Annotated in this window: 19 protein-coding genes; 15 read left to right on the forward strand and 4 right to left on the reverse strand. The window is 62.3% G+C overall.

Annotated features, from left to right (window positions below; genetic code table 11):
* The 13 genes from ACE3OH_RS05875 to ACE3OH_RS05935 all read left to right on the forward strand — a co-directional run.
* On the forward strand, positions 1-1,488 hold a 1,488-nt coding region (locus ACE3OH_RS05875), incomplete at its 5' end, for an OB-fold nucleic acid binding domain-containing protein (RefSeq protein ID WP_374349465.1).
* A 254-nt stretch (positions 1,489-1,742) separates the two neighbouring features.
* Positions 1,743-2,492 (forward strand): SDR family NAD(P)-dependent oxidoreductase, encoded by a 750-nt coding sequence (locus ACE3OH_RS05880; RefSeq protein WP_374349467.1) that lies wholly within the window; start codon positions 1,743-1,745, stop codon positions 2,490-2,492.
* A 183-nt stretch (positions 2,493-2,675) separates the two neighbouring features.
* On the forward strand, positions 2,676-4,148 hold the full coding sequence (trpE, locus tag ACE3OH_RS05885; protein WP_374349494.1) for an anthranilate synthase component I: 1,473 nt from the start codon (positions 2,676-2,678) through the stop codon (positions 4,146-4,148).
* A gap of 135 nt (positions 4,149-4,283) precedes the next feature.
* Positions 4,284-4,862 (forward strand): aminodeoxychorismate/anthranilate synthase component II, encoded by a 579-nt coding sequence (locus ACE3OH_RS05890; RefSeq protein WP_374349468.1) that lies wholly within the window; start codon positions 4,284-4,286, stop codon positions 4,860-4,862.
* 88 nt (positions 4,863-4,950) lie between these two features.
* Positions 4,951-5,979 (forward strand): anthranilate phosphoribosyltransferase, encoded by a 1,029-nt coding sequence (trpD, locus tag ACE3OH_RS05895; protein WP_374349469.1) that lies wholly within the window; start codon positions 4,951-4,953, stop codon positions 5,977-5,979.
* 2 nt (positions 5,980-5,981) lie between these two features.
* Positions 5,982-6,779, forward strand: a complete 798-nt coding sequence (gene trpC / locus ACE3OH_RS05900; protein ID WP_374349470.1) for an indole-3-glycerol phosphate synthase TrpC — start codon at positions 5,982-5,984, stop codon at positions 6,777-6,779.
* A gap of 344 nt (positions 6,780-7,123) precedes the next feature.
* On the forward strand, positions 7,124-8,215 hold the full coding sequence (locus tag ACE3OH_RS05905; protein ID WP_374349472.1) for a porin: 1,092 nt from the start codon (positions 7,124-7,126) through the stop codon (positions 8,213-8,215).
* A gap of 97 nt (positions 8,216-8,312) precedes the next feature.
* On the forward strand, positions 8,313-9,548 hold the full coding sequence (locus ACE3OH_RS05910) for a murein transglycosylase A (protein WP_374349474.1): 1,236 nt from the start codon (positions 8,313-8,315) through the stop codon (positions 9,546-9,548).
* A gap of 123 nt (positions 9,549-9,671) precedes the next feature.
* Positions 9,672-10,832 carry an elongation factor P maturation arginine rhamnosyltransferase EarP gene (earP, locus tag ACE3OH_RS05915; protein ID WP_374349476.1) on the forward strand — a complete coding sequence of 387 codons (1,161 nt, stop codon included), beginning with the start codon at positions 9,672-9,674 and terminating at the stop codon, positions 10,830-10,832.
* 112 nt (positions 10,833-10,944) lie between these two features.
* On the forward strand, positions 10,945-11,508 hold the full coding sequence (gene efp / locus ACE3OH_RS05920) for an elongation factor P (protein ID WP_374349477.1): 564 nt from the start codon (positions 10,945-10,947) through the stop codon (positions 11,506-11,508).
* Positions 11,509-11,749: 241 nt separating this feature from the next.
* Positions 11,750-12,097: a cupin gene (locus ACE3OH_RS05925; protein ID WP_374349479.1), complete on the forward strand. Its 348-nt coding sequence runs from the start codon at positions 11,750-11,752 to the stop codon at positions 12,095-12,097.
* Positions 12,098-12,119: 22 nt separating this feature from the next.
* On the forward strand, positions 12,120-12,653 hold the full coding sequence (locus tag ACE3OH_RS05930) for a DJ-1/PfpI family protein (RefSeq protein WP_374349481.1): 534 nt from the start codon (positions 12,120-12,122) through the stop codon (positions 12,651-12,653).
* Positions 12,644-13,102, forward strand: coding sequence for a helix-turn-helix domain-containing protein (locus ACE3OH_RS05935; RefSeq protein WP_374349482.1), 459 nt, complete (start codon positions 12,644-12,646; stop codon positions 13,100-13,102). The genes ACE3OH_RS05930 and ACE3OH_RS05935 overlap by 10 nt, the downstream gene beginning before the upstream one ends.
* Positions 13,103-13,107: 5 nt before the next feature.
* Here ACE3OH_RS05935 and ACE3OH_RS05940 read toward each other — a convergent pair whose 3' ends face one another.
* Together ACE3OH_RS05940 and ACE3OH_RS05945 are read right to left on the reverse strand one after the other, a co-directional pair.
* Positions 13,108-13,569, reverse strand: coding sequence for a hypothetical protein (locus tag ACE3OH_RS05940; protein WP_374349483.1), 462 nt, complete (start codon positions 13,567-13,569; stop codon positions 13,108-13,110).
* A gap of 10 nt (positions 13,570-13,579) precedes the next feature.
* Positions 13,580-15,277 carry an SgrR family transcriptional regulator gene (locus ACE3OH_RS05945; protein WP_374349485.1) on the reverse strand — a complete coding sequence of 566 codons (1,698 nt, stop codon included), beginning with the start codon at positions 15,275-15,277 and terminating at the stop codon, positions 13,580-13,582.
* Between the two features lie 138 nt (positions 15,278-15,415).
* On the opposite strand from ACE3OH_RS05945, the gene ACE3OH_RS05950 reads away from it, so the two are divergent.
* Both ACE3OH_RS05950 and ACE3OH_RS05955 read left to right on the forward strand, forming a co-directional pair.
* Positions 15,416-16,606, forward strand: a complete 1,191-nt coding sequence (locus ACE3OH_RS05950) for an MFS transporter (protein ID WP_374349486.1) — start codon at positions 15,416-15,418, stop codon at positions 16,604-16,606.
* 63 nt (positions 16,607-16,669) lie between these two features.
* Entirely contained in the window at positions 16,670-17,329 is a 660-nt protein-coding gene (locus tag ACE3OH_RS05955; RefSeq protein WP_374349488.1) for a hypothetical protein, read from the forward strand.
* 174 nt (positions 17,330-17,503) lie between these two features.
* Here ACE3OH_RS05955 and ACE3OH_RS05960 read toward each other — a convergent pair whose 3' ends face one another.
* Complete coding sequence (locus ACE3OH_RS05960; protein ID WP_374349490.1) at positions 17,504-18,694, reverse strand: glycosyltransferase; 1,191 nt, start codon at positions 18,692-18,694, stop codon at positions 17,504-17,506.
* Positions 18,695-18,788: 94 nt separating this feature from the next.
* Positions 18,789-22,390: PAS domain S-box protein (locus tag ACE3OH_RS05965; RefSeq protein WP_374349492.1), on the reverse strand; the 3,602-nt coding region annotated here is incomplete at its 5' end.

The raw sequence follows: 22,390 nt of genomic DNA on the forward strand, positions 1-22,390 counted from the left end.
GACTTTATCCGCCGCATGAAGGGCGAGAAGTTCGTATACCTGCACCCGCTCCTGGCACCGGTGCTGGCACCCACCTACGGCATCATGGTGTACCAGGAACAGGTGATGCAGGCAGCGCAGGTGTGCGCCGGCTACTCGCTCGGCGGCGCCGACCTGCTGCGCCGCGCCATGGGTAAGAAAAAGGTCGAAGAAATGGCGCAGCAGCGCGCCATGTTCGTGGAAGGCGCCGCCAAGCTCGACATCAGCAGCGACAAGGCCAACGAGATCTTCGACTATATGGAGAAGTTCGCCGGCTACGGCTTCAACAAGTCGCACGCCGCCGCCTATGCCCTGGTGGCCTATCACACTGCCTGGCTCAAGGCCCACCACTGCGCGGCCTATATGGCCGCCACCATGTCGACCGAACTCGACAATACCGACCAGCTGCAGTTCTTCTATGACGACTGCCGCGCCAACCGCCTGGTATTCCTGCCGCCCGATGTCAACCACAGCGTCTACCGCTTCCTGCCGGTATCGCGCACCGAAATCCGCTATGCACTGGGCGCCATCAAGGGCACCGGCGAGGCAGCGGTCGACCATATCGTTGCCGAGCGCGAGAAGAATGGGCCATTCAAAGACCTGTTCGACTTCTGCCATCGCACCGACAAGCGCATTGTCAATCGGCGGGTGATCGAGGCGCTGATACGCGGCGGTGCGTTCGACGCCATCTGCGATCATCGCGCCAGCCTGATGGCATCGGTCGGCCTGGCGCTGGAAGCGGCGGAACAGGCAGCGGCCAATGCCAATCAGGGCGGCCTGTTCGATGCCTTCGAGCCCGAGCCGGAACACCGCCTGCAGCTGATCGATGTGCCACGTTGGGATGAGACGCTCAAGCTCACTGAAGAGAAAACCGCCATCGGTTTTTACCTGTCCGGCCACCCGTTCACCGCCCAGGCCAAGGCAGTGCGCCCCTTTGCCAAGACCGAGCTATCGCGCCTGGTACCGCGCAAGGAAACGCAGTGGATTACCGGCGTGGTGCTGGAAATCCGCACCAAGATCGGCCAGCGCGGCAAGATGGCCTTCATCACCCTGGACGACGCCAGCTGCAAGCGCGATGTGATGGTGTATGCCGAAACGCTGGAAAACGCCCGCAACAAGCTGCGCGAGGATGCGCTATTGGTGATCGAAGCCAAGGTCAGCGAAGACAGCTATGGCGGCGGCAGCGGCCTGCGCATCAGCGCCGAGCGCATTCTCGATCTTGCCGAAGCACGCAGCCGCTTTGCCAAATCGCTGAACCTGGCCATTAACGGCAATGGCGACGCCATCCGCCTGCGGGCGCTGCTGGAGCCATTTGCCGGCGGCGACTGCCCGGTGCGCATCGACTACCGCAACCACAGCGCCGTTTGCGCCTTTCAGCTTGGCGATGGCTGGCGGGTGACCTTGCGGGACGAAATGCTGAGCGAGCTGAAGCGCTGGCTCGGCGATGGTGCGGTGAAGGTGCAGTTCTGATCCGCAGCGGGCTGTGCGCGAGGAAGCTCGTGCCGATGTCACCGTGCATTAGTCATACGCACGACCAACAGGAAAATCTGTAGACACAGAGGACAGGGAGAACACAGAGCACACAGAGAAAACAAAACCCAATAGGGTTTTCTCGGTGTGCTCTGTGGCCTCAGTGCTCTCTGTGTCTACAGACGTTGCTTTTTCTGTCCCCGCGCTGGCGCTCAGTGAACCTCGCTTGGCCAGGCGGTCATTTGGAGTGAAACATGGATAGTTATCTGATCAGCGGCGCCTCGCGCGGCCTCGGGCTGGGGCTGGCGCAAGCCGTGGCCCGGCGCGGCGGACGGCTGTTGGCGCTGGCTCGCCGGGAGAGTACCGAGTTGGCCGCATTGGGCGCACAGCTGCCGCACTATCGCTTTATTGCGTGCGATCTGGCCGACAGCGCCCACACCAGCGCGCTTGGCGCCACCCTGATGGCCGAAGTGGCGGGCTCAGGCGGCAATGCCTATCTGATCAATAACGCCGGGGTGGTCGAGCCGATTGCACCGGCCGGCCAATACGACGATGCCGCCTTGCTGCACTGCCTGTCGATCAATCTGGCGGCAGCCATCTTGTTGTCCAATGCCTTTATCCGCCAGTTCAGCGGCCGGGAGGGCGATTACCGCATTCTCAATATCAGCTCGGGTGCAGCACGCAAGCCGTATCCGGGCTGGAGCGCTTATTGCAGCAGCAAGGCCGGGCTCGATATGTACAGCCGCTGCGCCGGGCTTGAGCAGCAGGCGCTGGCCAACGGGGTGCGTATCGCCAGCGTGGCACCGGGGGTGATCGATACCGGCATGCAGGCCGCAATCCGCGGTCACGACAGCCTGTCATTTCCGCAAGTGGCGCAATTTCATCAATTGCAAGCCGATGGCCTGCTACGCAGCCCGGCACAGAGCGGCAGCGAGCTGTTGGCACTGTTGCATGGCGAGTTGTTGGGCTTTGGCAGCGTGCTGGATATTCGTGATCTGACGTGAGAGCCACACCAGCTGCCTTGTCGAGATCGACAAATTCGGGAAGAATGCGCCTTCCCGTTTGATTATCCAGTTTCTCCCCAATCGATCATGAACACATTCAACCAGCAAACCGGGCTGACTTGGCGATGGCGCTGACCGCGTCCTGAACCGTCGTTTTATCAACCGTTTGCTATTGAAAGTCGCATCATGACCGAACTCGAATTCGACGCGCTCGCGCGTCAAGGCTACAACCGCATCCCCGTCGTGCAAGAAGGTCTGGCCGACCTGTACACCCCGCTGTCGGTGTATCTGCGCCTGGCCAACCAGCCCTATTCCTACCTGCTGGAATCAGTGGTCGGTGGCGAGCGATTCGGCCGCTACAGCTTTATCGGCCTGCCCTCGCGCACTGTACTGACCGTGCGCGGCCAGACCAGCGAAGTAAGCTGCAATGGCGAGGTGGTAGAAACCCACCAAGGCGATCCGCTCGCCTTTATCGGCAGCTATTCCGAACGCTTCAAGGTACCCACCCTGCCCGGCCTGCCGCGCTTCGCCGGCGGCCTGGTCGGCTACTTCGGCTACGACACCATCCGCCTGATCGAGAAAAAGCTGGCTGCAGCAGCTAGCGCCAAGGCTGACCCGATCGGCGCCCCCGATATCCAGCTGTTGCTCAGCGAAGAAATCGCCATTTTCGACAATCTGAGCGGCAAGCTGTATCTGGTGGTGTATGCCGACCCAAGCCAGCCGCACGCCTTTACCCGCGCCCATTCACGCCTGCATGAGTTGCGCATGCAACTGCGCGAGCCGGTGCGCATGAGCCGCACCGAGCCGACGCCACTGACCACCGCCAAGAGCGAATTCGGCGAGACTGCGTTCAAGGCGGCAGTGGAAAAGGCCAAGCAATACATTGTCGACGGCGACATCATGCAGGTGGTGCTGAGCCAACGCATGAGCATGCGTTTCGAGCAGCCGCCTTTGACGCTGTACCGCGCCCTGCGCAGCGTCAACCCCTCGCCATACATGTTCTATTACCACCTTGGTGACACCCATATTGTCGGTGCCTCTCCGGAGATCCTGGTGCGCAACGAGAGCGGCACGGTGACGGTACGGCCGATCGCCGGCACCCGGCCGCGCGGCAAGAGCCGTGAAGAGGATCTGGCCCTGGAAACCGAGCTATTGGCCGACCCCAAGGAAATCGCCGAGCATGTAATGCTGATGGACCTGGGCCGCAACGATATCGGCCGCGTCGCCGAGATCGGCTCGGTCAAGGTCACCGATGACCGGGTGATCGAGCGCTACTCGCATGTAATGCACATCGTCTCCAGCGTGGAAGCAGCACTCAAGCCCGGCACCAGCAATATCGACATCCTGCGCGCCACCTTCCCGGCCGGCACGGTGTCGGGCGCCCCCAAGGTGCGCGCCATGCAGATCATTGACGAGCTGGAACCGAGCAAGCGCGGCATCTATTCCGGCGCGGTCGGCTATCTGGGATTCAATGGCGATATGGATGTGGCCATTGCCTTGCGCACTGCGGTAGTCAAAGACAAGACGCTATATGTGCAAGCCGGCGCCGGCATCGTTGCCGACTCTGTGGCTCAGTCCGAATGGCAGGAAACCCAGAACAAGGCCCGCGCCGTGCTGCGTGCCGCAGAGCTTGCACAACGCGGGCTCGATGCCTGAGCGCGGTTCACGCCGAAAAGCAGCGATATTGCTGTAAATCGAATTCAATATTTCCGCCATGCGTGAAGACAAGCACGAATGGACTGTGTCGCGCCACCCAGCGCGCGCTGCTTGCTTGCGATGAAAGGTGTTCCCATGCTGCTGATGATCGACAACTACGACAGCTTTACCTACAACCTGGTGCAGTATTTCGGCGAGCTGGGTCAGACGGTGGAAGTACATCGCAACGACGAAATCACGCTCGACGAGATCGCTGCCAAGGCACCGCACTATCTGGTGATTTCGCCCGGCCCCTGCTCGCCATCCGAAGCCGGCATTTCGGTTGCGGCTATCGAGCGCTTTGCCGGCCAGATCCCGATTCTGGGTGTTTGCCTTGGCCACCAGAGCATCGGTCAGGCCTTTGGCGGCAAGATCATCCACGCCAAGCAGCTGATGCACGGCAAGACCTCGCCAGTGACGCATACCAGCGCCGGCGTGTTCAAGGATCTGCCCTCGCCCTTTACCGCTACCCGCTACCACTCGCTGGTGATCGAACGCGAAAGCTGCCCGGACTGCCTGGAGATCACTGCCTGGACCGACGATGGCGAGATCATGGGTGTGCGCCACAAGACGCTGCCCATTGAAGGCGTGCAGTTCCATCCCGAGGCCATCCTCACCGAACACGGCCACCAGATGCTCGGCAATTTCCTCAAAGCCCACCGGCCGGGCGCATAGCAAGCGGCTAGCGGCCAAGCCCGCCGGCAGCGGCGCGACCAACACACAATATGCCACGCTGACCTCCCCCACCTCTGCGGATCTCACCATGATTAGCCCTCAAGCCGCCCTGAACCGCCTGATCGATGGCAATGAGCTGTTCTACGACGAAATGCTGTCATTGATGCGCCAGATCATGGCTGGCGAAGTGACGCCGGTGCAGACCGCCGCCATCCTGATCGGCCTGCGCGTCAAGGTGGAAACCGTGTCGGAAATCGCCGCCGCCGCCACCGTCATGCGCGAACTGGCCAGCAGCGTGGCAGTACAGGACAGGCGCCACTTGGTCGACACCTGCGGAACCGGCGGCGATGGCGCCCACACCTTCAATATTTCCACCACCGCTGCCTTTGTCGCGGCTGCCGCCGGCGCGCGGGTTGCCAAGCATGGAAATCGCGGCGTGTCGTCCAGCAGCGGCTCGGCCGATGTGCTGGAAGCCCTTGGCGTCAATCTGGCGCTCAGACCGGAACAAGTCGGCCGCTGCATCGACGAGATTGGTGTGGGCTTTATGTTTGCCCCCAATCATCACGGTGCCATGAAGCATGTCGCCCCGATCCGGCGCGAGCTGGGCGTGCGCACCATCTTCAATATCCTTGGCCCGCTCACCAACCCTGCCGCTGCCCCCAATCAAGTGATGGGCGTATTCCACCCGGATCTGGTCGGCATTCAGTGCCGCGTCCTCAAGACCCTGGGTAGCCAGCATGTGCTGATCGTGCATGGCGAGGATGGCCTCGATGAAATCAGCTTGATGGGGCGCACCCAGATTGCCGAGCTGCGCGATGGCGAAATTCGCGAATACATATTCGACCCACGTGAGCATGGTTTTTCGCTATGCAGCGCCGCCGATCTGCATGCAGCCAGCCCGGCCGCGTCGCGGGCGCGCGTAGAGGCGGTGCTGGCCAACGAGCCCGGCCCCTGCCGCGATATCGTGGTGCTCAATGCCGGCGCCGCCCTGTATGCAGCCGATCGGGTCGACAGCCTTGCCGACGGTTTTGCCGCCGCCGCCGCCGCCATTGCCAGCGGCGCCGCACGCGCCAGGCTCGATGCCTTGGTCGCCCTCACCCAATCCATGAAAGTCTGAATATGTCCGACATTCTCGCCAGAATCCTTGCCACCAAGGCAGACGAAGTGGCTGCGGCCAAACAGGCCAAGCCATTGACCGCACTGCGAAGTGAAGCAGAAGCGCAAGGTGATGTGCGCGACTTTGTTGCCGCGATGCGACAGAAGTACACCGACGGTGAGGCCGCGGTGATTGCCGAAATCAAAAAGGCCAGCCCATCCAAAGGCGTGATCCGCGACGATTTCCGGCCTGACTGGCTGGCAGCCGACTACGCCAGCCACGGCGCCGCCTGCCTGTCGGTACTGACCGATGTCGACTACTTCCAGGGCCATAGCGACTACCTGAGGGCTGCTCGCGCCGCCTGCAACATTCCGGTGCTGCGCAAAGACTTCATCATCGACCCTTACCAGATCCATGAAGCGCGGGCGATGGGGGCGGACTGCATTTTGCTGATCGTGGCGGCACTGGAGACCTCGCAAATGCTGGACCTGGAAGCCTTGGCACAGGAACTGGGCATGGCGGTACTGGTGGAATCGCATGACCGCCGCGAGCTGGAACAGGCGCTGCAGCTGCGCACACCCCTGATCGGCATCAATAACCGCAATCTGCGCAGCTTCGAGGTGAGCCTGAAAACAACACTGGATATGCTCGACGACATCCCCAGTGAGCGCATTGTCATCACCGAGTCCGGCATCGCCTCCACCGCCGATGTCGAGCTGATGCTCGAGCATGAGGTGTGGGCCTTCCTGGTCGGCGAAAGCCTGATGCGCGCGCCATCGCCGGGCGCTGCATTGCACAAATTATTTGGCAAGCAAGCTTGAAATCGGGGCCGCTGCCCACACATGGAGTACGGCCAGCAAGACGAATCAGGCAAAATGCGGGGAAACACTAGGTTGCGGCAATGCAACATGGCGGCTAAAATGTAACAGTCGCGTCATGTGTAACACGTATAAAGCATGACGTCGCTGATGGCAGTTAATCAGGTCAACGCCTGTTACGCAATGCATCCGATGTGACTGATTTGTTGCAGAAATCCAGCAAAACAGCGGTGCTGCAGCCTGTTTCGTCCAGACCAAATTGCCGTTCGTTGTAGTGAGCGCGCAGACTACGAAACAGCCTTTTCACCGGACAGGCCCCCGCATCGACTCAACAAGGAGAATTTCCCATGCGCAAGTCCCTGCTTGCTACCGCCCTTATCGGCGCTTTCTTCGCCCCGGCCGTTCTGGCTGACGGCGGTACCGTCACTCTGTACGGTATTGCAAACGTACCCGTTCAATTCGTCAAGTCGGCCTCCGGCAACACCACTACCAACCAGGTAGCGGTTGGTAACGGCCCAGCCGGCTTCGGCATCAATTCGCCTAGCCGCCTCGGTTTCAAGGGTACGGAAGATCTCGGCGGTGGCCTGAAGGCTTGGTTCCAGATCGAAACCGGCTTCAACCTCGACGACACCACCTACACCTCCGGCCCTGGCTTTGCCAACCGTGAAGGCTGGGTTGGTCTGGATGGCAGCTTCGGTAAGCTGGGCCTCGGCCGCGGCAAGACCCCATACACCAACGTGGCAGATGCCCTTGGCGACAGCCTGGTTGACTCCAGCCTGAACCTGGCTATCTACAAGCACGGCCAGATCGGCACCGTGACCAGCAACCGTTTCGATAACGCCATCCGCTACGACAGCCCGGTCATGTCCGGCTTCAGCGGCGCCGTGATGTACGGCACCGGCGACAACAAGACTGCCACCGTCGAAGCAACCAAGAACTTCGCCCTGTCGGCCAAGTATGCTGATGGTCCTTTCGGTGTTGCACTGGCTTACAACGTGCAAAAGAACCTGGCCGGCGGTAGCGTTTCCACCCCGATCTCGGCAGCCCCTGCTGATCAAACCAAGAACACCGCTTTCTTGCTGACCGGCAGCTACAAGTACGATGCCTTCGCTTTCACGCTGGGCTATCAGAATGCCAAGGTTGAATTTGCCGACGCTACCAAGAAGCGCCAGGGCGACAGCTGGGAACTGACCGGCACCTACGCTATCGATGCACTGACCCTGAAGACTGGCTTCATCCTGAACCAGAAGGTCAAGCTCAATGGCAAGACCAAGGATGACACGGACTACACCCGTTACTTCCTGGGCGCCAGCTATGCCCTGTCCAAGCGCACTTCGACCTATGTCGAATACGCTGGCGACGACTACAACAAGGATCTGACTGGCGCCAACAAGCCGGATGTCGCTTCCTTGAGCATCGGCCTGAAGCACGCCTTCTAAGCCAAAGCAGTAAACGGTTGTTTCAACCGACGTCAGAAAGGGGCATGGTTTACCATGCCCTTTTTCTATTTGCGCAAGCGCACCATCGCCCATCACCATGCCCAAACACCTACTTTGCCTAGGCGCCCTGACCGCATTGCTCATGGGCTGCGCCAGCCCGGTACAGCCAGTAGCCAATACCCCTGCCAACACGCCAGGCACCGGCACCTCGACCAGCAATTGCGACTGTCGCAACCAGGCTACGCCGCCTGCTGTGACTACGGCCGCACCGACCGTTCGCTATCGCGAAGCCGACTGGTCATCGCTACCCAACTGGCCCGGCGATGGCCTGCTGGCAAGTTGGCCGGCCTGGCTGCAATCGTGCAAGCGCCAGGCCGCCAAGGCTGGCTGGCGCGAATTATGCAGCCAGGCAAATGCGCTGGCACCGCGTGATGACGCTGCCGTACAGGCCTTCGTTGAAAGCCGCTTTCGCCCCTGGCGGCTCGAATCCAGCGAAGGCGCGCAGACCGGGCTGGTGACCGGCTATTACGAGCCGCTGCTCAAGGGTTCGCGCAACAGCAAGCCCGGCTATACCCCGCTATTTGCGCCACCCGACGACCTGCTCACCATCGATCTGGGCGAGCTATATCCCGAACTCAAGGGCCAGCGCGTGCGCGGCCGGCTCGATGGCAAGAAGGTGGTGCCTTACTGGAGCCGCGCCGATATCGATGCCGGCAAGGCGCCCACCAGCGGCTTGGCATTGGCCTGGGTCGATGATCCGATCGAGGCATTCTTCCTGGAAATACAAGGATCTGGCCGCGTCAAGCTGGAAGACGGCAGCCTGCTGCGCCTTGGCTATGCCGACCAGAATGGCCAGCCCTACAAATCCATCGGTAAATGGCTGATTGATCAGGGTGAACTCAAGGCCAGCGAAGCATCGATGCAAGGCATTCAAGCCTGGGCGCGTGCCCACCCGAACCGGCTGCGTGAATTGCTGGCCGCCAACCCGAGCGTGGTGTTCTTCCGCATCTTGCCCAGCACCAGCGGCGGGCCAATCGGCGCGCTTGGCGTGCCCTTGACCGATGGCGCCAGTGTCGCCGTCGATCCGCGCGCCATTCCGCTGGGCAGCCCGGTCTATCTCTCCACCAGCTATCCGAATTCCGACAAACCCTTGCAGCGCATGGTGCATGCACAAGACACCGGCGGCGCGATACGCGGGCCGATTCGCCTCGATTTCTTCTGGGGTTTTGGCGCTGAAGCAGGCGCACTGGCCGGTCGCATGAAGCAGCAAGGCGCGGTATGGATGCTGTGGCCGAAAGATTTGCCACTACCCGGTGAAAACGCCAACCGATAGAGAAGCAGCGCACGAACCGAAGTCTCATTCGCCACCACGTCGTTTGGCGGGGAAATGAATGGGACCGGTACGCCCACAGAAACTCACGCGCACGCCGCCGATAGCCCTCTGGACCGATCAACCATGTCTAATCCCGTCGTGCCAGCGCTCAGCTGGGATATCTTCTGCACCGTTATCGATAACTATGGCGATATCGGCGTGTGCTGGCGCCTGGCAAGGCAGATTGCCCACGAGCGCGGCGAGCCGGTGCGGCTGTGGGTGGATGATCTGACGGCGTTTTCCCAGCTGGAGCCGCGCCTGCGCGGGCACGACCTGCCAGTGCGGCTCGATGGCGTCGACATCGCACACTGGCAGGCGGCCCATGCCGCGCCACCGGCCAAGCGCGTGGTGATCGAGGCCTTTGCCTGCGATCCGCCGGCTGCGTTTATTGCCGCCATGGCGCAGCAGCCGCTCCCACCCGTCTGGATCAACCTCGAATACCTGTCAGCCGAAGACTGGGTGGAAGGCTGCCATGGTCTGGCCGGCCGCCCCTCTGGCACCAGCTTGAGCCGGCACTTCTTTTTCCCCGGCTTTACCGCCCGAACCGGCGGCCTGCTGCGCGAGGCCGCTTTGCTGCAAGAATCCGCTCGATTCGCCGGCCCGGCCCGTGACGCCTGGCTGGCGCAGCTGGGCCTCGCAGCCCCCTGCGATCACGGCCCGCTGGTTTCGCTGTTTTGCTACGACAACCCGGCCCTGCCGGTGCTGCTGGATAACTGGCAGCATGGTGCGCCGCTTACCGTGCTGGTGGCTGATGGCAAACCACGCCGCCAGCTCGAACACTGGCTGGGCCAGCAGCTGATACCGGGCAAGGTGGTCATGAGCAGGCAATTACGCATCCTCACCCTGCCCTTTCTCAGCCAGCCCGACTACGACCGCCTGCTAGGCAGCTGCGATCTCAATCTGGTGCGTGGTGAAGATTCATTCGTGCGTGCGCAGTGGGCGGGCAAGCCCTTGGTCTGGCATATCTACCCGCAGGCCGACAATGCCCACCTGGACAAGCTGGCCGCCTTCGCCGGGCGCTACCAGGCCGAGCTTGATGAGGCCAGTGGCAATGCGCTGATGCAGTTTCAACAAGTCTGGAATGGCGCAGCACCGGGCGCCATTGGTCCAGCCTGGCAAGCCCTTATGACCAATCTGCCCGCTTTGCAGCAGCACGCCCTGCGCTGGCGCAGCCAGCTGGCGGCCCTACCTGATTTACTGAGCCAGCTGGCGCAGTTCGCCGTGCAAAAAATGGCTGACCGGTAAGCGCAAACCGGCGCATTTGCGCCGGCAGTGCATCGCTGCTGGCGCTAGTGCATGGCTGCCGGCTATAATGCCGCGTTTTTTCAAACGCTTACCTTACTCGCAGGACACCCGCATGAAGACCGCTCAGGAACTCCGCTCTGGCAACGTCGTGATGATCGACGGCCAGCCCATGGTTGTGCAGAAAACCGAATACAGCAAGTCCGGCCGCAATGCCTCGGTCGTGAAGATGAAGCTGAAGAACCTGCTGTCCGGTTCTGGCGCTGAACTGATCTACAAGGCCGACGAAAAGTTCGACGTTGTCGTGCTGGAAAAGAAGGATTGCACCTATTCCTACTTTGCCGACCCGATGTATGTATTCATGGACAATGAATACAACCAGTACGAAGTGGAAAAGGACAACCTGGGCGACGTACTGAACCTGCTGATCGACGGCATGGAAGATGTCTGCGAAGTGGTGTTCTACGACGGCAAGGCCATCTCGGTCGAATTGCCGACCACCGTGGTGCGCGAAGTGGAATACACCGAGCCAGCCGTGCGTGGCGATACCTCGGGCAAGGTGATGAAGCCGGCTCGCCTCAAGGGCACCAGCTTTGAATTGCCAGTGGCTGCCTTTATCGAAATCGGTGACCGCATCGAAATCGATACCCGCACCATGGAATTCAAGAAGCGCGCCTGATTCAATTCGCGCTGTTGTCGAAAAGGCTGCCGATGGCAGCCTTTTTCATGCCCCTTTGCCGCTGCAGCCGCGATCAGCGTTGGCGCGTTTGTCTGCTGTGCCAAGGCTTGCTGCCATGCTTATGCAAGCGGCGTCCGATTCGGTCCGCAACCGGTCGCATCTGGCGCCAGATGCAGGGAAAGAGCGGTCTATCATTGCGCCATATCCCGCCCGATCTGCCCGCCGCGCAAGGAGCCGACACATGACCCGATCCGCCAGCATTCCCCCCCGCGCCCCATGCAGCATCAGCCATGGCCGCAGTTTTACCGCCGATCGACCTTGGGGAGCCAAGCATATCGCCACCCTGAACGGCATTTACGTGCGTCTGCACTGGACTGACCAGCCCTATCACTGGCATATCAATGATGGTCAGGAAGTGTTCACCGTGCTCGATGGCATCGTCGACATGCACTACCGTGTAGACGGCATCACCCAACAAGTGAGACTGCTGGCCGGCGATATCTTCCATGCCGATATCGGCTGCGAACATGTCGCCCATCCGCAAGGCGCGGCACGTATTCTGGTAGTGGAACAGGCAGGCAGCGACTAGTCGACCCTGGCAAGGAGGCACCATGCGCACCCCACGCGCGTCGAACACGGACGATCAGGCAATTGCCGTGTACTTTCTGCTGCTGCCGGGCTTTATCCTCACCGAGCTGGCGCTGCTGGCCGATGCGCTGCGCCTGTGCAATCAGTCCGGCAATCACTTCAGCCTGCACTACATCAGCCCATGCAGCGCACCGGCGTCGTCATTGGGCATGTCCATCGCGGCGAGCCCGCTACCTGAGCAGCTGCCCGCAACCAGCTGGCTGGTGCTACCCGGCCTGGTCGATAGCCGCAACGATATGCTGCGCAGCGAGGCGAGGCAGGCGATCAACTGGCTGCACGGCATGGCGCCCGCAGCGGCAATGCTGATCACCGTCTGCTCCGGCGCCATGCTGGCAGGCGCTGCGGGGCTGCTCGATGGGCTGCGCTGCACCACCCACCATACCCTGACTGCCCAGCTGCAAGCGCTGGCGCCACGGGCACGTGTGGAAGAGAACCGGGTATTCGTCATTGACGGCAAGCTGGCCAGTTCGGCCGGCATCACCACCGGGTGGATCTGATTCTTGAACTGATTGCGCGCCAGCTTGGGCCAAAGGCGGCGCTGGACGTCGCGCGCGAAATGGTGATCTGGCTGCGCCGCGACGGTAATGCGCCACAGCTGTCACCGTTTCTGGCCCATCGCAATCATTTGCACCCTGCAGTACACCGGGTGCAGGATGCCATCGCCGCCGACCCGGCACGAGACTGGCCGGTCGAGGCGCTGGCGCGCATCGCCTGCGTCACGCCACGCCACCTGGCACGCCTGTTCAAGCTGCACACCGGCATCGGCCCGGTCGATTACCGTCAGAAGCTGCAGCTGGCGCAAATCGAGCCCTTGCTGGCGCACCGCCACTGGCCGATGGAGCGCATTGCCGAAGCCGGTGGATTCGGCTCGGCACGCGATCTGCGCCGCGTCTGGCTCAAGCAGCGCGGCAGCCCCTTGCGGCGCGCGGCAGGCGATGCCGGCTGAGCAGCTCAGCGCAAAGCTTGTGGCCGCCCCACATCCGCCTCACCCGGCGCCAGCCGGTAAAATTCATAGTCTGTCGACCAGTGATACTTGTCCTTGAAGGCGAGCATCACCACGGTATTGTCCGACTCCATCACAAATGCGAGGGCATGGCCGCCATTGGCTACCCGCATATCATCGTATAGCGGCAAAAAGTAACTCTTGGTCTGGCCTTGCGGATCGTAAGGCACGCTGACGTAGAACACCGGATAGATATTGCCATTGCAAAGCTGCAGGCGTCGCAACACCACTTTGTGCTTTTCCAGCACCTTGCGCGTGGGATGCTGCCAGGTTTTCAGATCCACCTCGCGGCAGCCCTGCACCACCTTGCTGAACAAGCTGGTTTGCGCCAGCAGCGGCAGCTCGCTTGCCTGCACTGCGCCATACAGCGCCAAGGCGCACCACAAGGGATAGTGTCGCTTGCTCATCATCCTCTACCGTTCAAGGCGCGGCCAGACTATCAGGCGATTCGCGCAGCCACAGCCGGCGAAAGTCCATCCAGCCGCAGGCGGCCAGGCGTACACCGCCCAGATGCGGGGCAAAGTGCATGCCCTGGCGGATATGGCTGATCGGCGCAAGCGCGCCGCACTGCAGCAAGTCGGCAAAACAGTCCTGCAAAAATGCAAGTCGTCGTGCCGCCCGTGGCTCGGCCGCCACGCGGGCACAGGCCGCATCCACCAGCTGGCGGCTTGCGCCATCAAACCAGCCATGGAACAGGCTCGCGCCGTTCAGGCAGGCATACAGGTCCAGCTCGATGTCTTCATGCATGACTTCGCCACACACCATGATGTCCGCCCAGTCGCGCCATTGCGCTTGGGCAAATTCCGGATAAGACAGTACCGTCACCCGCGCCTGCACGTCCCGCTCGGCAAGGCGGCGCGCCAGACAATTGGCCAGCGCGATATGGCCGTCGAGCTGATAGGTGACAACGTCCAACGTTCCCGGCAAATCCGGCAAGGGCACGCTTACCGCTGGTAGCTGCTGCCAGCCCGGCAAGAAGCCCTCCGCCATCGGGCGGTTTTCTGCCGCAGCCATCGGTTGCACTGCCTCGCGCAACCATGCGGCCAGCGCCACCCGGTCGGCCGCGCGGGCAAACGCCGGCCGGGTTGGATTGAAGGCGATATAGTCGCAGCCCTGCTCCAGCTGCTGCAGCGATTGCCAATGCCCTTCCGGCAGGTGTCGATAGCTATGACTGATATCGACCTCGGGCAAGGGTGCGCCAACCGGCACCACCCAGATATCGATCTCGTCGAGCAAGGCACGCTCGCGGAAATAACCGGTAAAGGCGGCAAAGGTAGCGCGGTAGTCATTATTGCGCAGCAGTCGAAACGGCCCGGCACCAATCGGCAGCCGGGCAAAATCGGGGCGCAGCCAGTCTTGTGCCGGCAATACACTGGCGGCGTGGTGCGCCAGCCGGTTCAGCAACAGATAGTCCGGCGCTGCCAGGCGCAGGCTCAGCTGCGCGCCATGGCTGTCGATCTGCTGCAGATGGCTGAACATGGCGCGAAACGGCCCTTCGCTATCGCGCAGCCGCCGCAAGGATTGCGCTGCATCTTCAGCCTGCACAGGTCGACCATCATGAAAGGTCAAGCCGGGCCGCAGCCAGAAATCCCACTGACGGCCACCCTCGCCGCTCTCCCAATGGTGGGCCAGCGCCGGCACCACCGACTTCCGCTCGGCATCGAATTCGGTGAGGCCAGCGCAGATCTGCGCCAGCATATGCGCCTCGGTACGCCGGTTGACCTGGATCGGGTCCAGTGCATGCAAGGGCCGATAAAACGGCAGGCGTAAGCCGCCAGCACGACTGACACCCAGATAGCCAGGCAAGGCCTGCAGCAGCTGCGCCTGCCCTTCGCTGGGTAGGCCTTCGAATGCCGCTTCCAGCCGACCTTGCTCCAGCAGGCGATGCAAGCGACCCAGGCGCAGCGCGGCAGGCGCTTGTAACACAGTAAGCCGCGAGCGATGGCCACGCCCACGCCCCGGCTCCCAACGCAGCCAGCCTTCGGCCTGCATGCGTTGCAACAGCAGCCGCGCATTGCGCTCGCTGCAGCACAGCATGCCGGCAATCTCGGCCAGCGAAGGCGCGGCATGGGCAGACAGGCCATCGGCCAGGCGCTGGAATTGATCAAGCAGGCGCATAAGGCAGACACTCCGGTGCGGGCAGGCGCTTGAACGACACAGCAAGAAGAAAAGCGGAAAAGATCGCCACAGTTTAGCCGTTTTTAGCATCCGCTTTTGCGCGCACACTGCGCGCTTGTCTCTTTGCTTGCCTCGGCCATGAATTCCGCCTCCGTCTGGCATCACGCCACGTTTCGCCGCCTCTACACCGCTACCGCCAGTTTCTCGCTCGGCACCCAGGTCTACCAGCTGGCCATGCCCTTGATTCTTTACGAGCTCACCCACTCGGCCGCTGCCATGACCGGCATGCGCGCGGTGGAGCTATTGCCCAACCTGCTGCTGGCCATGTTTATCGGCGTATGGGTAGACCGGATCGACCGCGGCCGCTGGGCGCGCTTTGCCATTTTCGGCATGGTGGCCCTGATGGCGCTGCAGGCCCTGATGCTGCCGCATGGCGCCAGCATGCTGCCTTTCTTCTTTGTCAGCGCTTTTGCGCTGATGACCCTTAACTATCTGTGGGCGATCTGCCGCATGGGCATGCTCAAGGAAATGCTGCCCGGCGATCTACTGCTGCCAGCCACCGGCCAGCTGTCAGTGCTCAATCAGGTGTTCGCGGTGCTCGGGCCAGCAATGGCTGGCGGCCTATTGGCCTGGAAGCTGGAAATGGGCCTGTGGCTACCGATGGCAGCCATGCTGCTGGCGGCCTGGCTATTGCGCGACTTGCAACTGCCGGTGCGTGAACCGCAGGCGGCCGGCTTCTGGGCCGACTGGCTGGAGGGCTGGCGCGTGCTGATCGCCAACCGGCCGCTCTGGCATATGGCCTGGCTGGTGGTGCTGACCAATGCCAGCTCCGGCGTGGTGGACGTGCTGTTTCTGTTCCGGGCGCGCGATCAGCTGCATCTGGGCCCGGCCGAGCTGGGCTTGCTGTATGGCGTGGCCGGCGCTGGCGGAGTGGTCGGCGGCCTGCTGGCCAGCCGCTTTCGCCAGCGAATTGGCTTGGGCCGACTCTGGGCCCTGGAGCTGGCGCTGGAGAGCACGTGCATGCTCACCATGGCTTGGGCGAACTCGCTACCGCTCCTGCTATTGGCGTTGACCGGCAGCAGCTTTGGCACGGTGATCGGCAATGTCTGCGTATGGGGCTATCGGCAAGAGAGTACCGATGCGCGGTATATCGGCCGTATTTCCGGCCTGACCGGCTCGCTGTTCAAGCTGGCCATGCCAGCCACCCTGGTGCTGTCCGGCGGCCTCAGCGTCGGCCTGCCGATCGCCTGGCTGCTCAGTGCCTGTGCCGGCGCCCATTTGCTGGCGGTACTGCTGACCCGCGCATCGGCTGTGTATGCGGTGCGCTGATCGGCGCAGTTCCTGGCCGTAATCGCCTGCTGAATGCCTGTCCATCAAAGCCATGGAGAAACCATGAAACCACTACCACGTATCAAGATCTGCTGCATTTCCAGTGTCGAAGAGGCACAGCTGGCCATCGCCCATGGCGCATCGGCTTTGGGGCTGGTGTCCAGCATGCCTAGCGGCCCCGGTGTGATCGGCGACGCGCTGATCGGCGAGATTGCCCGCCAGGTGCCGCCACCGATCGCAACATTCCTGCTGACCACCCTGCGCGATGCAGACGCCATCATCGCCCAGCATGCCGTCTGCAAGACCAATACCCTGCAATTGGTGGACCAGGTCCCGGTGGGCGAGCTGGTCAAATTGCGCCGGCAATTGCCCGCCATCAAGCTGGTACAGGTGATTCATGTCCTGGATGACTCATCCATCGCCGAAGCACTGGCCGTCGCCCCATACGTCGATGCCCTGTTGCTCGACTCCGGCAATCCAACACTGGCCGTGAAGGAATTGGGCGGCACCGGTCGCGTTCACGACTGGTCGATCAGCCGCCAGATCCGGCAACAAGTCGACATTCCGGTATTTCTGGCAGGCGGCCTTAGCGAGGCGAATATCCAGGAGGCGATCAACAGCGTGCAGCCATTCGGCCTCGATCTTTGCTCCAGCGTGCGCGAGGACGGCAAGCTATCAGTCGAGCGGCTGGCGCGGTTCATGCGCGCAGTACAGGAGTCCTAGGCTCTGTTGACGTTTTGCCGGCGGATCGCGGCAAAACGTCAACAGAGCCTAGCGCATCAATAGCGCACGCCCCAAGCATTCTCCACACCCCATCACAGCGCCAGCTCGGCACGGGCTGCAGTCATCGCAGCCAGCCTGATGCATCTGCTGCCCGGCCGTTCTTATCACCATCAATCATGCCGGCACACCAGCCGGCGTGCTGGCAGGGTAGCGAGCCTGGCTGGCAATCACCTGCTGGTAAAAGCCGGCCAGGCGCTCGGCGGTGGCCGGGGCACTCCAGCCTTGTGCATAGTCTTGCGCCTCGCGGCCAAGCTGGGCGCGGAGTGCGGCGTCGGCCAGCAGGCTGCTGACGGTGGCGGCAAATGCACCGGCATCGTTTTGGGTGCAGCGACAGCCTTTTTCGGGCGAAAGGATGTCGTAGGCACCCATGGCGGGAATCGCCACCACCGGCACACCCATCGCCATGGCTTCAAGCAGCACCAGGCCCTGCGTTTCAGTAGTGGAGCCGAATACGAACAAATCGGCCGCACGGTAGCAGTCGAGCAAGCTGGTGGCGCGATCGAGGTAGCCGATAAAGCGCACATGGTCGTGCAAGCCCAGCTTGGCGACCTGGCTTTGCAGATGCGGTAGCGCCGGGCCTTCGCCGGCAATCACCAGCAGGATGTCCGGGTGGCTGCTACGCGCGATGGCCGTCATCGCCAGCAGCAGGTCGATATTCTTCTCATGCGCCACGCGGCCGACAAACAGGGCCACCTTGCGCTCGGGCGCTATGCCGTGTTCGCGACGAAAGCGGGCGCCGTCGCCACCCTGGAACTGATTCAGCGGAATGCCGGTCGGGATGATTTCGATCGGCACCGTTACCCCATAGCCACGCAGTGCATCGCGCATGGCAATCGATGGCGCAATGATGCCGGCGGTGTCGTTGCACTGGCCGCGCGAAAAACGCCGCGCCAAGGCGCGGGTCCAGCCGGCAGGCAGGATCTTGGCGTAGTGGTGCAGGTATTCTTCAAAAAAGGTGTGGTAGGTCGCCACCACCGGCACACGCAGCTGGCGAGCCAGCGCCACGCCGGCATAGTGGGCAACGAAGGGCGTCTGGATATGCACCAGATCGTAGCGCTTGGGCTGCAGCTCCGGCAGCAAGGCATCGATCAGGCTGCGGCGCATCAGGCGGTCTTCCGGATCGAATGGCAGATAGCGCGACGGAATGCGGATGACGTCGGGCGCATCTGCCTCATTCGGATAGGCCGGCGCGATCAGGTCGACGCTGACCCCGCATGCCGGTAGCTCGCGGCGGAAGGTCTGGATCGACGTCGACACGCCGTTGACACGCGGAAAATACACATCGGACACCATCAGCACACGCATGCCGCTACCCGCACCAGAAAGATAAGCCACCTAGGCTAGCGAGGGTGCATGACGACGCCATGACAGAGCGAGGTGTGTAGCAAAGCTGCGGCAGTCAGGCTGCTATCACCATCCGGTCGCGCCCGGCCCGCTTTGCCTGGTACAGCGCCTGATCGGCAGCAGCGAGCAGCACTGCTGCACTGACCCCATGCAAGGGCAGCAATACCGCCACACCAATGCTCACTGTCACCTTGCCGACCGCTGGCACAAAACGGTGCTCGATTGCCGCCGCCGCAAGCAGGCTGCGCAGTCGCTCGCCTACGCGTGCTGCACCGCTCGCATCGGTTTCCGGCAGGATGATGGCAAATTCTTCGCCGCCATAGCGCGCCACTGTGTCTGCCGGCCGTTCTGCCGCCTGGCGCATCAAGCCTGCAAGCTGCTGCAGGCAGGCGTCGCCAGCCTGGTGGCCGTATCCATCGTTGTAGGGCTTGAAATGATCGACATCGATCATCAGCAGGGCCAACGAGCGACCGGAGCGTGCGCCACGCTCCCATTCCAGTGCCAGGGCCGCATCAAAGGCGCGCCGGTTACCGACACCGGTCAGCCCGTCAATCTGCGCCATTTTGGCCAATTCTTCATTGGCGGCCAGCAGCTGCGCATTGGCGTTATTGAGGGCCGCCTGCAGCGTTTCCAGCTCCTCGATGTTTTTCAGCAAGCAGCCTTCAAATGCCTTGCGTGCCGAGATATCGCGCATCACGGCAGTAAGCAGCTGCCTCTGGCCAAGCTGGATATCGCTGACGGTCAGCTCCAGATCGAACACGGTGCCATCGGCACGCTGACCAAGCACCTCGATCCGTTTGCCTATCAATTGCTGGCTGGCGGCGCCGGGCAGCAGGCTCACTGCCTGCTCGCCATCGGCGGGTGCCAGCAGCTGCTGTGCCGGTTTTCCGATCACCTTGTGCAGGCCATAGGCGAATACCTCGCTGACAGCTGGATTCACCGCAATCACCCTGCCCTCGCCATCGACCACCACGATGGCATCGCGCACGCTCTCCAGCACCGAATTGAGCAAGGCTTCCTCTTCCACCATCTTGTCCTGCATGGCGTGGATTTCGGTCAGGTCGTGGGCGATGCTGGCGATCACCACCTCGCTGTCGCCAGCCACGGCCGGCGACACCAGCAATTGCCGGGTATCGACCAGGCTGCCATCGGGCATCACCCATTGCGTCTCGCCCTGCCAGGGCGTGCCGGCAAGTACCTGGGGAACGGCGATATTGCGCAGCAGATGGTAAGACCATTCGCTATACCCTCGGCGCACGTCCAGCCCGTCCAATGGCGCTTCAGGTGCAATGCCGCGCAGGCGCCGCGCCGCCGGGTTGGCATAGAGCAGCTTGCCGCTCGCCGAGAACATGCCCACCGCATCGGGCAGCGCCTCGACCACGGCGAACAGGCGATCTCTTTGTACCTGCAAGGCCTTTTGCGCGCTGATATCGTAGGCGATGCCCATGGTGCCCAGACGCCGCCCCTGGTCATCGCAGCGCGCATTCAGGGTCAGGCTCACCGGCACCACCTGCTTTTTCTTGCCGACAAATAACCATTCACGCGTATCCGGGCCGGTGGCAGTGAGGCAGTCAAAGATTTCCGGCCCGGATTCGATCAGGCGCTGGTGTTCACGACTCAGCTGCTGCGCAAGGCGGGCAATCTGCTGAGGATCATGGAATACCAGCGGCGTCTGCTTGCCGACCAGATCGGTCGCGCGATAGCCAAGCAGGTTCTCGGCGGCGCGGTTGAACAAGGTAATGCAGCCGGCCATATCGGTCGCCACGATCATATGTGGCGAGGAGTCGAGCATGCTGCGCAGCAAAGCCTCGCTGGCCGCCAGCGACTGCTCGGCCAGCTTGCGCGAGGTAATGCTGCGCACCATCAGCATCACCCCCCAACCGAGCGATACCACCCGGCTTTCGTACCAGCCCGGTTCGATCGGTGGTTGCTCGAAGCAGTGCTCCGCCAGCCAGGGCTGGCCGGATTCGAGCACCTTCCGCGCCACCTCGCCGATGGATGGCAGCTCGCCCCTGAAAGGGCGGCATTCGCTGAGCAGGTGGCCGATCAGCTGCTCCTTGCTATTGCCCAGCATGGCGATCGGACCACTGAGCTCCACATAGCGAAAGTCGAGCACCTGCCCGGCATCGCCGCGCACCGCTTCGAGCACGAACAGCATGTCGAGGCTGCCGGCAAACACGGCGCGGAATAACTCTTCGTTTCGCACCAGCTGCGCCTGGGTGTGCGCGCTCTCGGTGACATCGCGGGCGAACAATACAGCGCCGGCCACCCCGCCGCCTTCCCCCTTGATGGGTGAGAACACGCCATCGAAAAGACGCCGCGCCCCGCCGAGGCTCAGCCGTTTACTGGAACTGCCGCCACGCAAGGCGGTGCCGAACTGCACCAACATGGCCTGGCGGTCATTGGCGTGCGCGCCCAGCCAATCGAGCAAGCTGGTACCCGCGGCAGGCGCATCACCATACAGCTGGCTGAAATGCAGCTTGAAGGCCGGATTGGCCAGAGTGACCGCGTAATGCGGATCGATCACCAGGATAAGATCGCTGCTGCCGCTCAATACACCCTCAAGCAGGTGCAGGCTGGCATCGTTGCGTGCCTGTGCCCGCTTGCCGGCATCGATATCGGATACGCCGACCAGATAGCGCATCGGCTGGTCGGCGTCGGCTGGAACCCTGGCGATCTGCAAAGCCGCCCAGCTGCTACGGCCATCGGGATGGCGCAAACATAGTTCACAATGGCGTTCCTCCCCGGCTGCAGCCAGCGCCAATGCCTGGTCAAATACCTGGGCCGCTTCCAGTGCCAGGCTGCTGCGCCAGCCCAGCCCCAGCGAGGCGTGCGACGACAGGCCACTCAATACCTGCCAGTAGCGGTTGACATACAGTCCATGGCCATCAGCATCGAGCACCATCACGCCAACCGGCGCATGTTCGAACAGCCTGAAAAAAGCCGACTCGGCACGTTGACGTTCGTGATTGCGCTCGATCTGCAAAGCCACCAGCAAGGCAAGCAGCAAAGACATCAGCTGGGTGCCCAAGGCAAACAGCAACAACAGATTGCGGCTGCCAGCCAATGCTGGCGCCAGTGCCTGCGAGTCGTAATGCAGCACGATAGACCAGCGCAGCTGATCGGGCTGGCCCTGTAGCGGCACGGCCAGCACACCGCCCGCCCGATAAGCATGCTGCTGCAGTATCCGCGTCTCGCCAAACACCCACAAACCATCGCCACGCATCAGTGCCGGCTGTGCAGCAGCAATAGCACGCGCCAGCGCGGCATCGCGTTGCTGCAGGCGCATGCCGATGCCGGTTTGCGCACTGAAGGCATCTTCGCGGCGACCACCGATCAGCCACTCGCCAGCCGGATTCAATAGCCACAATTCCAGGCCAGGCGGCAGCGCCCTTTGCAAGCGCTCATTCACGTATTGACCGGACAAGCCCAGCATCACGATGCCGCGCCGATTGCCGGCGGCATCGAATGCCGGCGTGCTCATCAGCAATTTCGGCAGCAGCGGTTGCTCGAGCTGGCCGCGCGCTTCGCTCAATGCAAACGGTGACAGATAAACCGTGCCGCGCCGCAAGTTGCCGGCCTGCTCGAATAGCGGGCGCCCGGCATAGCGCTCATGCAATGCCGGCTCGGCAACGGCGGCCACCGAGTGACGCAAGC

The sequence above is a fragment of the Chitinimonas sp. genome, assembly GCF_041904975.1.
Lineage (GTDB): Bacteria > Pseudomonadota > Gammaproteobacteria > Burkholderiales > Chitinimonadaceae > Chitinimonas.

Coding starts and splice junctions, on each gene's coding strand:
- ACE3OH_RS05925 (WP_374349479.1), top strand. CDS start 11,750: ATGACCCGATCCGCCAGCATTCCCCCCCGCGCCCCATGCAGCATCAGC.
- ACE3OH_RS05950 (WP_374349486.1), top strand. CDS start 15,416: ATGAATTCCGCCTCCGTCTGGCATCACGCCACGTTTCGCCGCCTCTAC.
- ACE3OH_RS05910 (WP_374349474.1), top strand. CDS start 8,313: ATGCCCAAACACCTACTTTGCCTAGGCGCCCTGACCGCATTGCTCATG.
- ACE3OH_RS05945 (WP_374349485.1), bottom strand. CDS start 15,277: ATGCGCCTGCTTGATCAATTCCAGCGCCTGGCCGATGGCCTGTCTGCC.
- trpD (WP_374349469.1), top strand. CDS start 4,951: ATGATTAGCCCTCAAGCCGCCCTGAACCGCCTGATCGATGGCAATGAG.
- ACE3OH_RS05905 (WP_374349472.1), top strand. CDS start 7,124: ATGCGCAAGTCCCTGCTTGCTACCGCCCTTATCGGCGCTTTCTTCGCC.
- ACE3OH_RS05960 (WP_374349490.1), bottom strand. CDS start 18,694: ATGCGTGTGCTGATGGTGTCCGATGTGTATTTTCCGCGTGTCAACGGC.
- ACE3OH_RS05930 (WP_374349481.1), top strand. CDS start 12,120: ATGCGCACCCCACGCGCGTCGAACACGGACGATCAGGCAATTGCCGTG.
- efp (WP_374349477.1), top strand. CDS start 10,945: ATGAAGACCGCTCAGGAACTCCGCTCTGGCAACGTCGTGATGATCGAC.
- ACE3OH_RS05880 (WP_374349467.1), top strand. CDS start 1,743: ATGGATAGTTATCTGATCAGCGGCGCCTCGCGCGGCCTCGGGCTGGGG.
- ACE3OH_RS05955 (WP_374349488.1), top strand. CDS start 16,670: ATGAAACCACTACCACGTATCAAGATCTGCTGCATTTCCAGTGTCGAA.
- ACE3OH_RS05940 (WP_374349483.1), bottom strand. CDS start 13,569: ATGATGAGCAAGCGACACTATCCCTTGTGGTGCGCCTTGGCGCTGTAT.
- ACE3OH_RS05890 (WP_374349468.1), top strand. CDS start 4,284: ATGCTGCTGATGATCGACAACTACGACAGCTTTACCTACAACCTGGTG.
- trpC (WP_374349470.1), top strand. CDS start 5,982: ATGTCCGACATTCTCGCCAGAATCCTTGCCACCAAGGCAGACGAAGTG.
- earP (WP_374349476.1), top strand. CDS start 9,672: ATGTCTAATCCCGTCGTGCCAGCGCTCAGCTGGGATATCTTCTGCACC.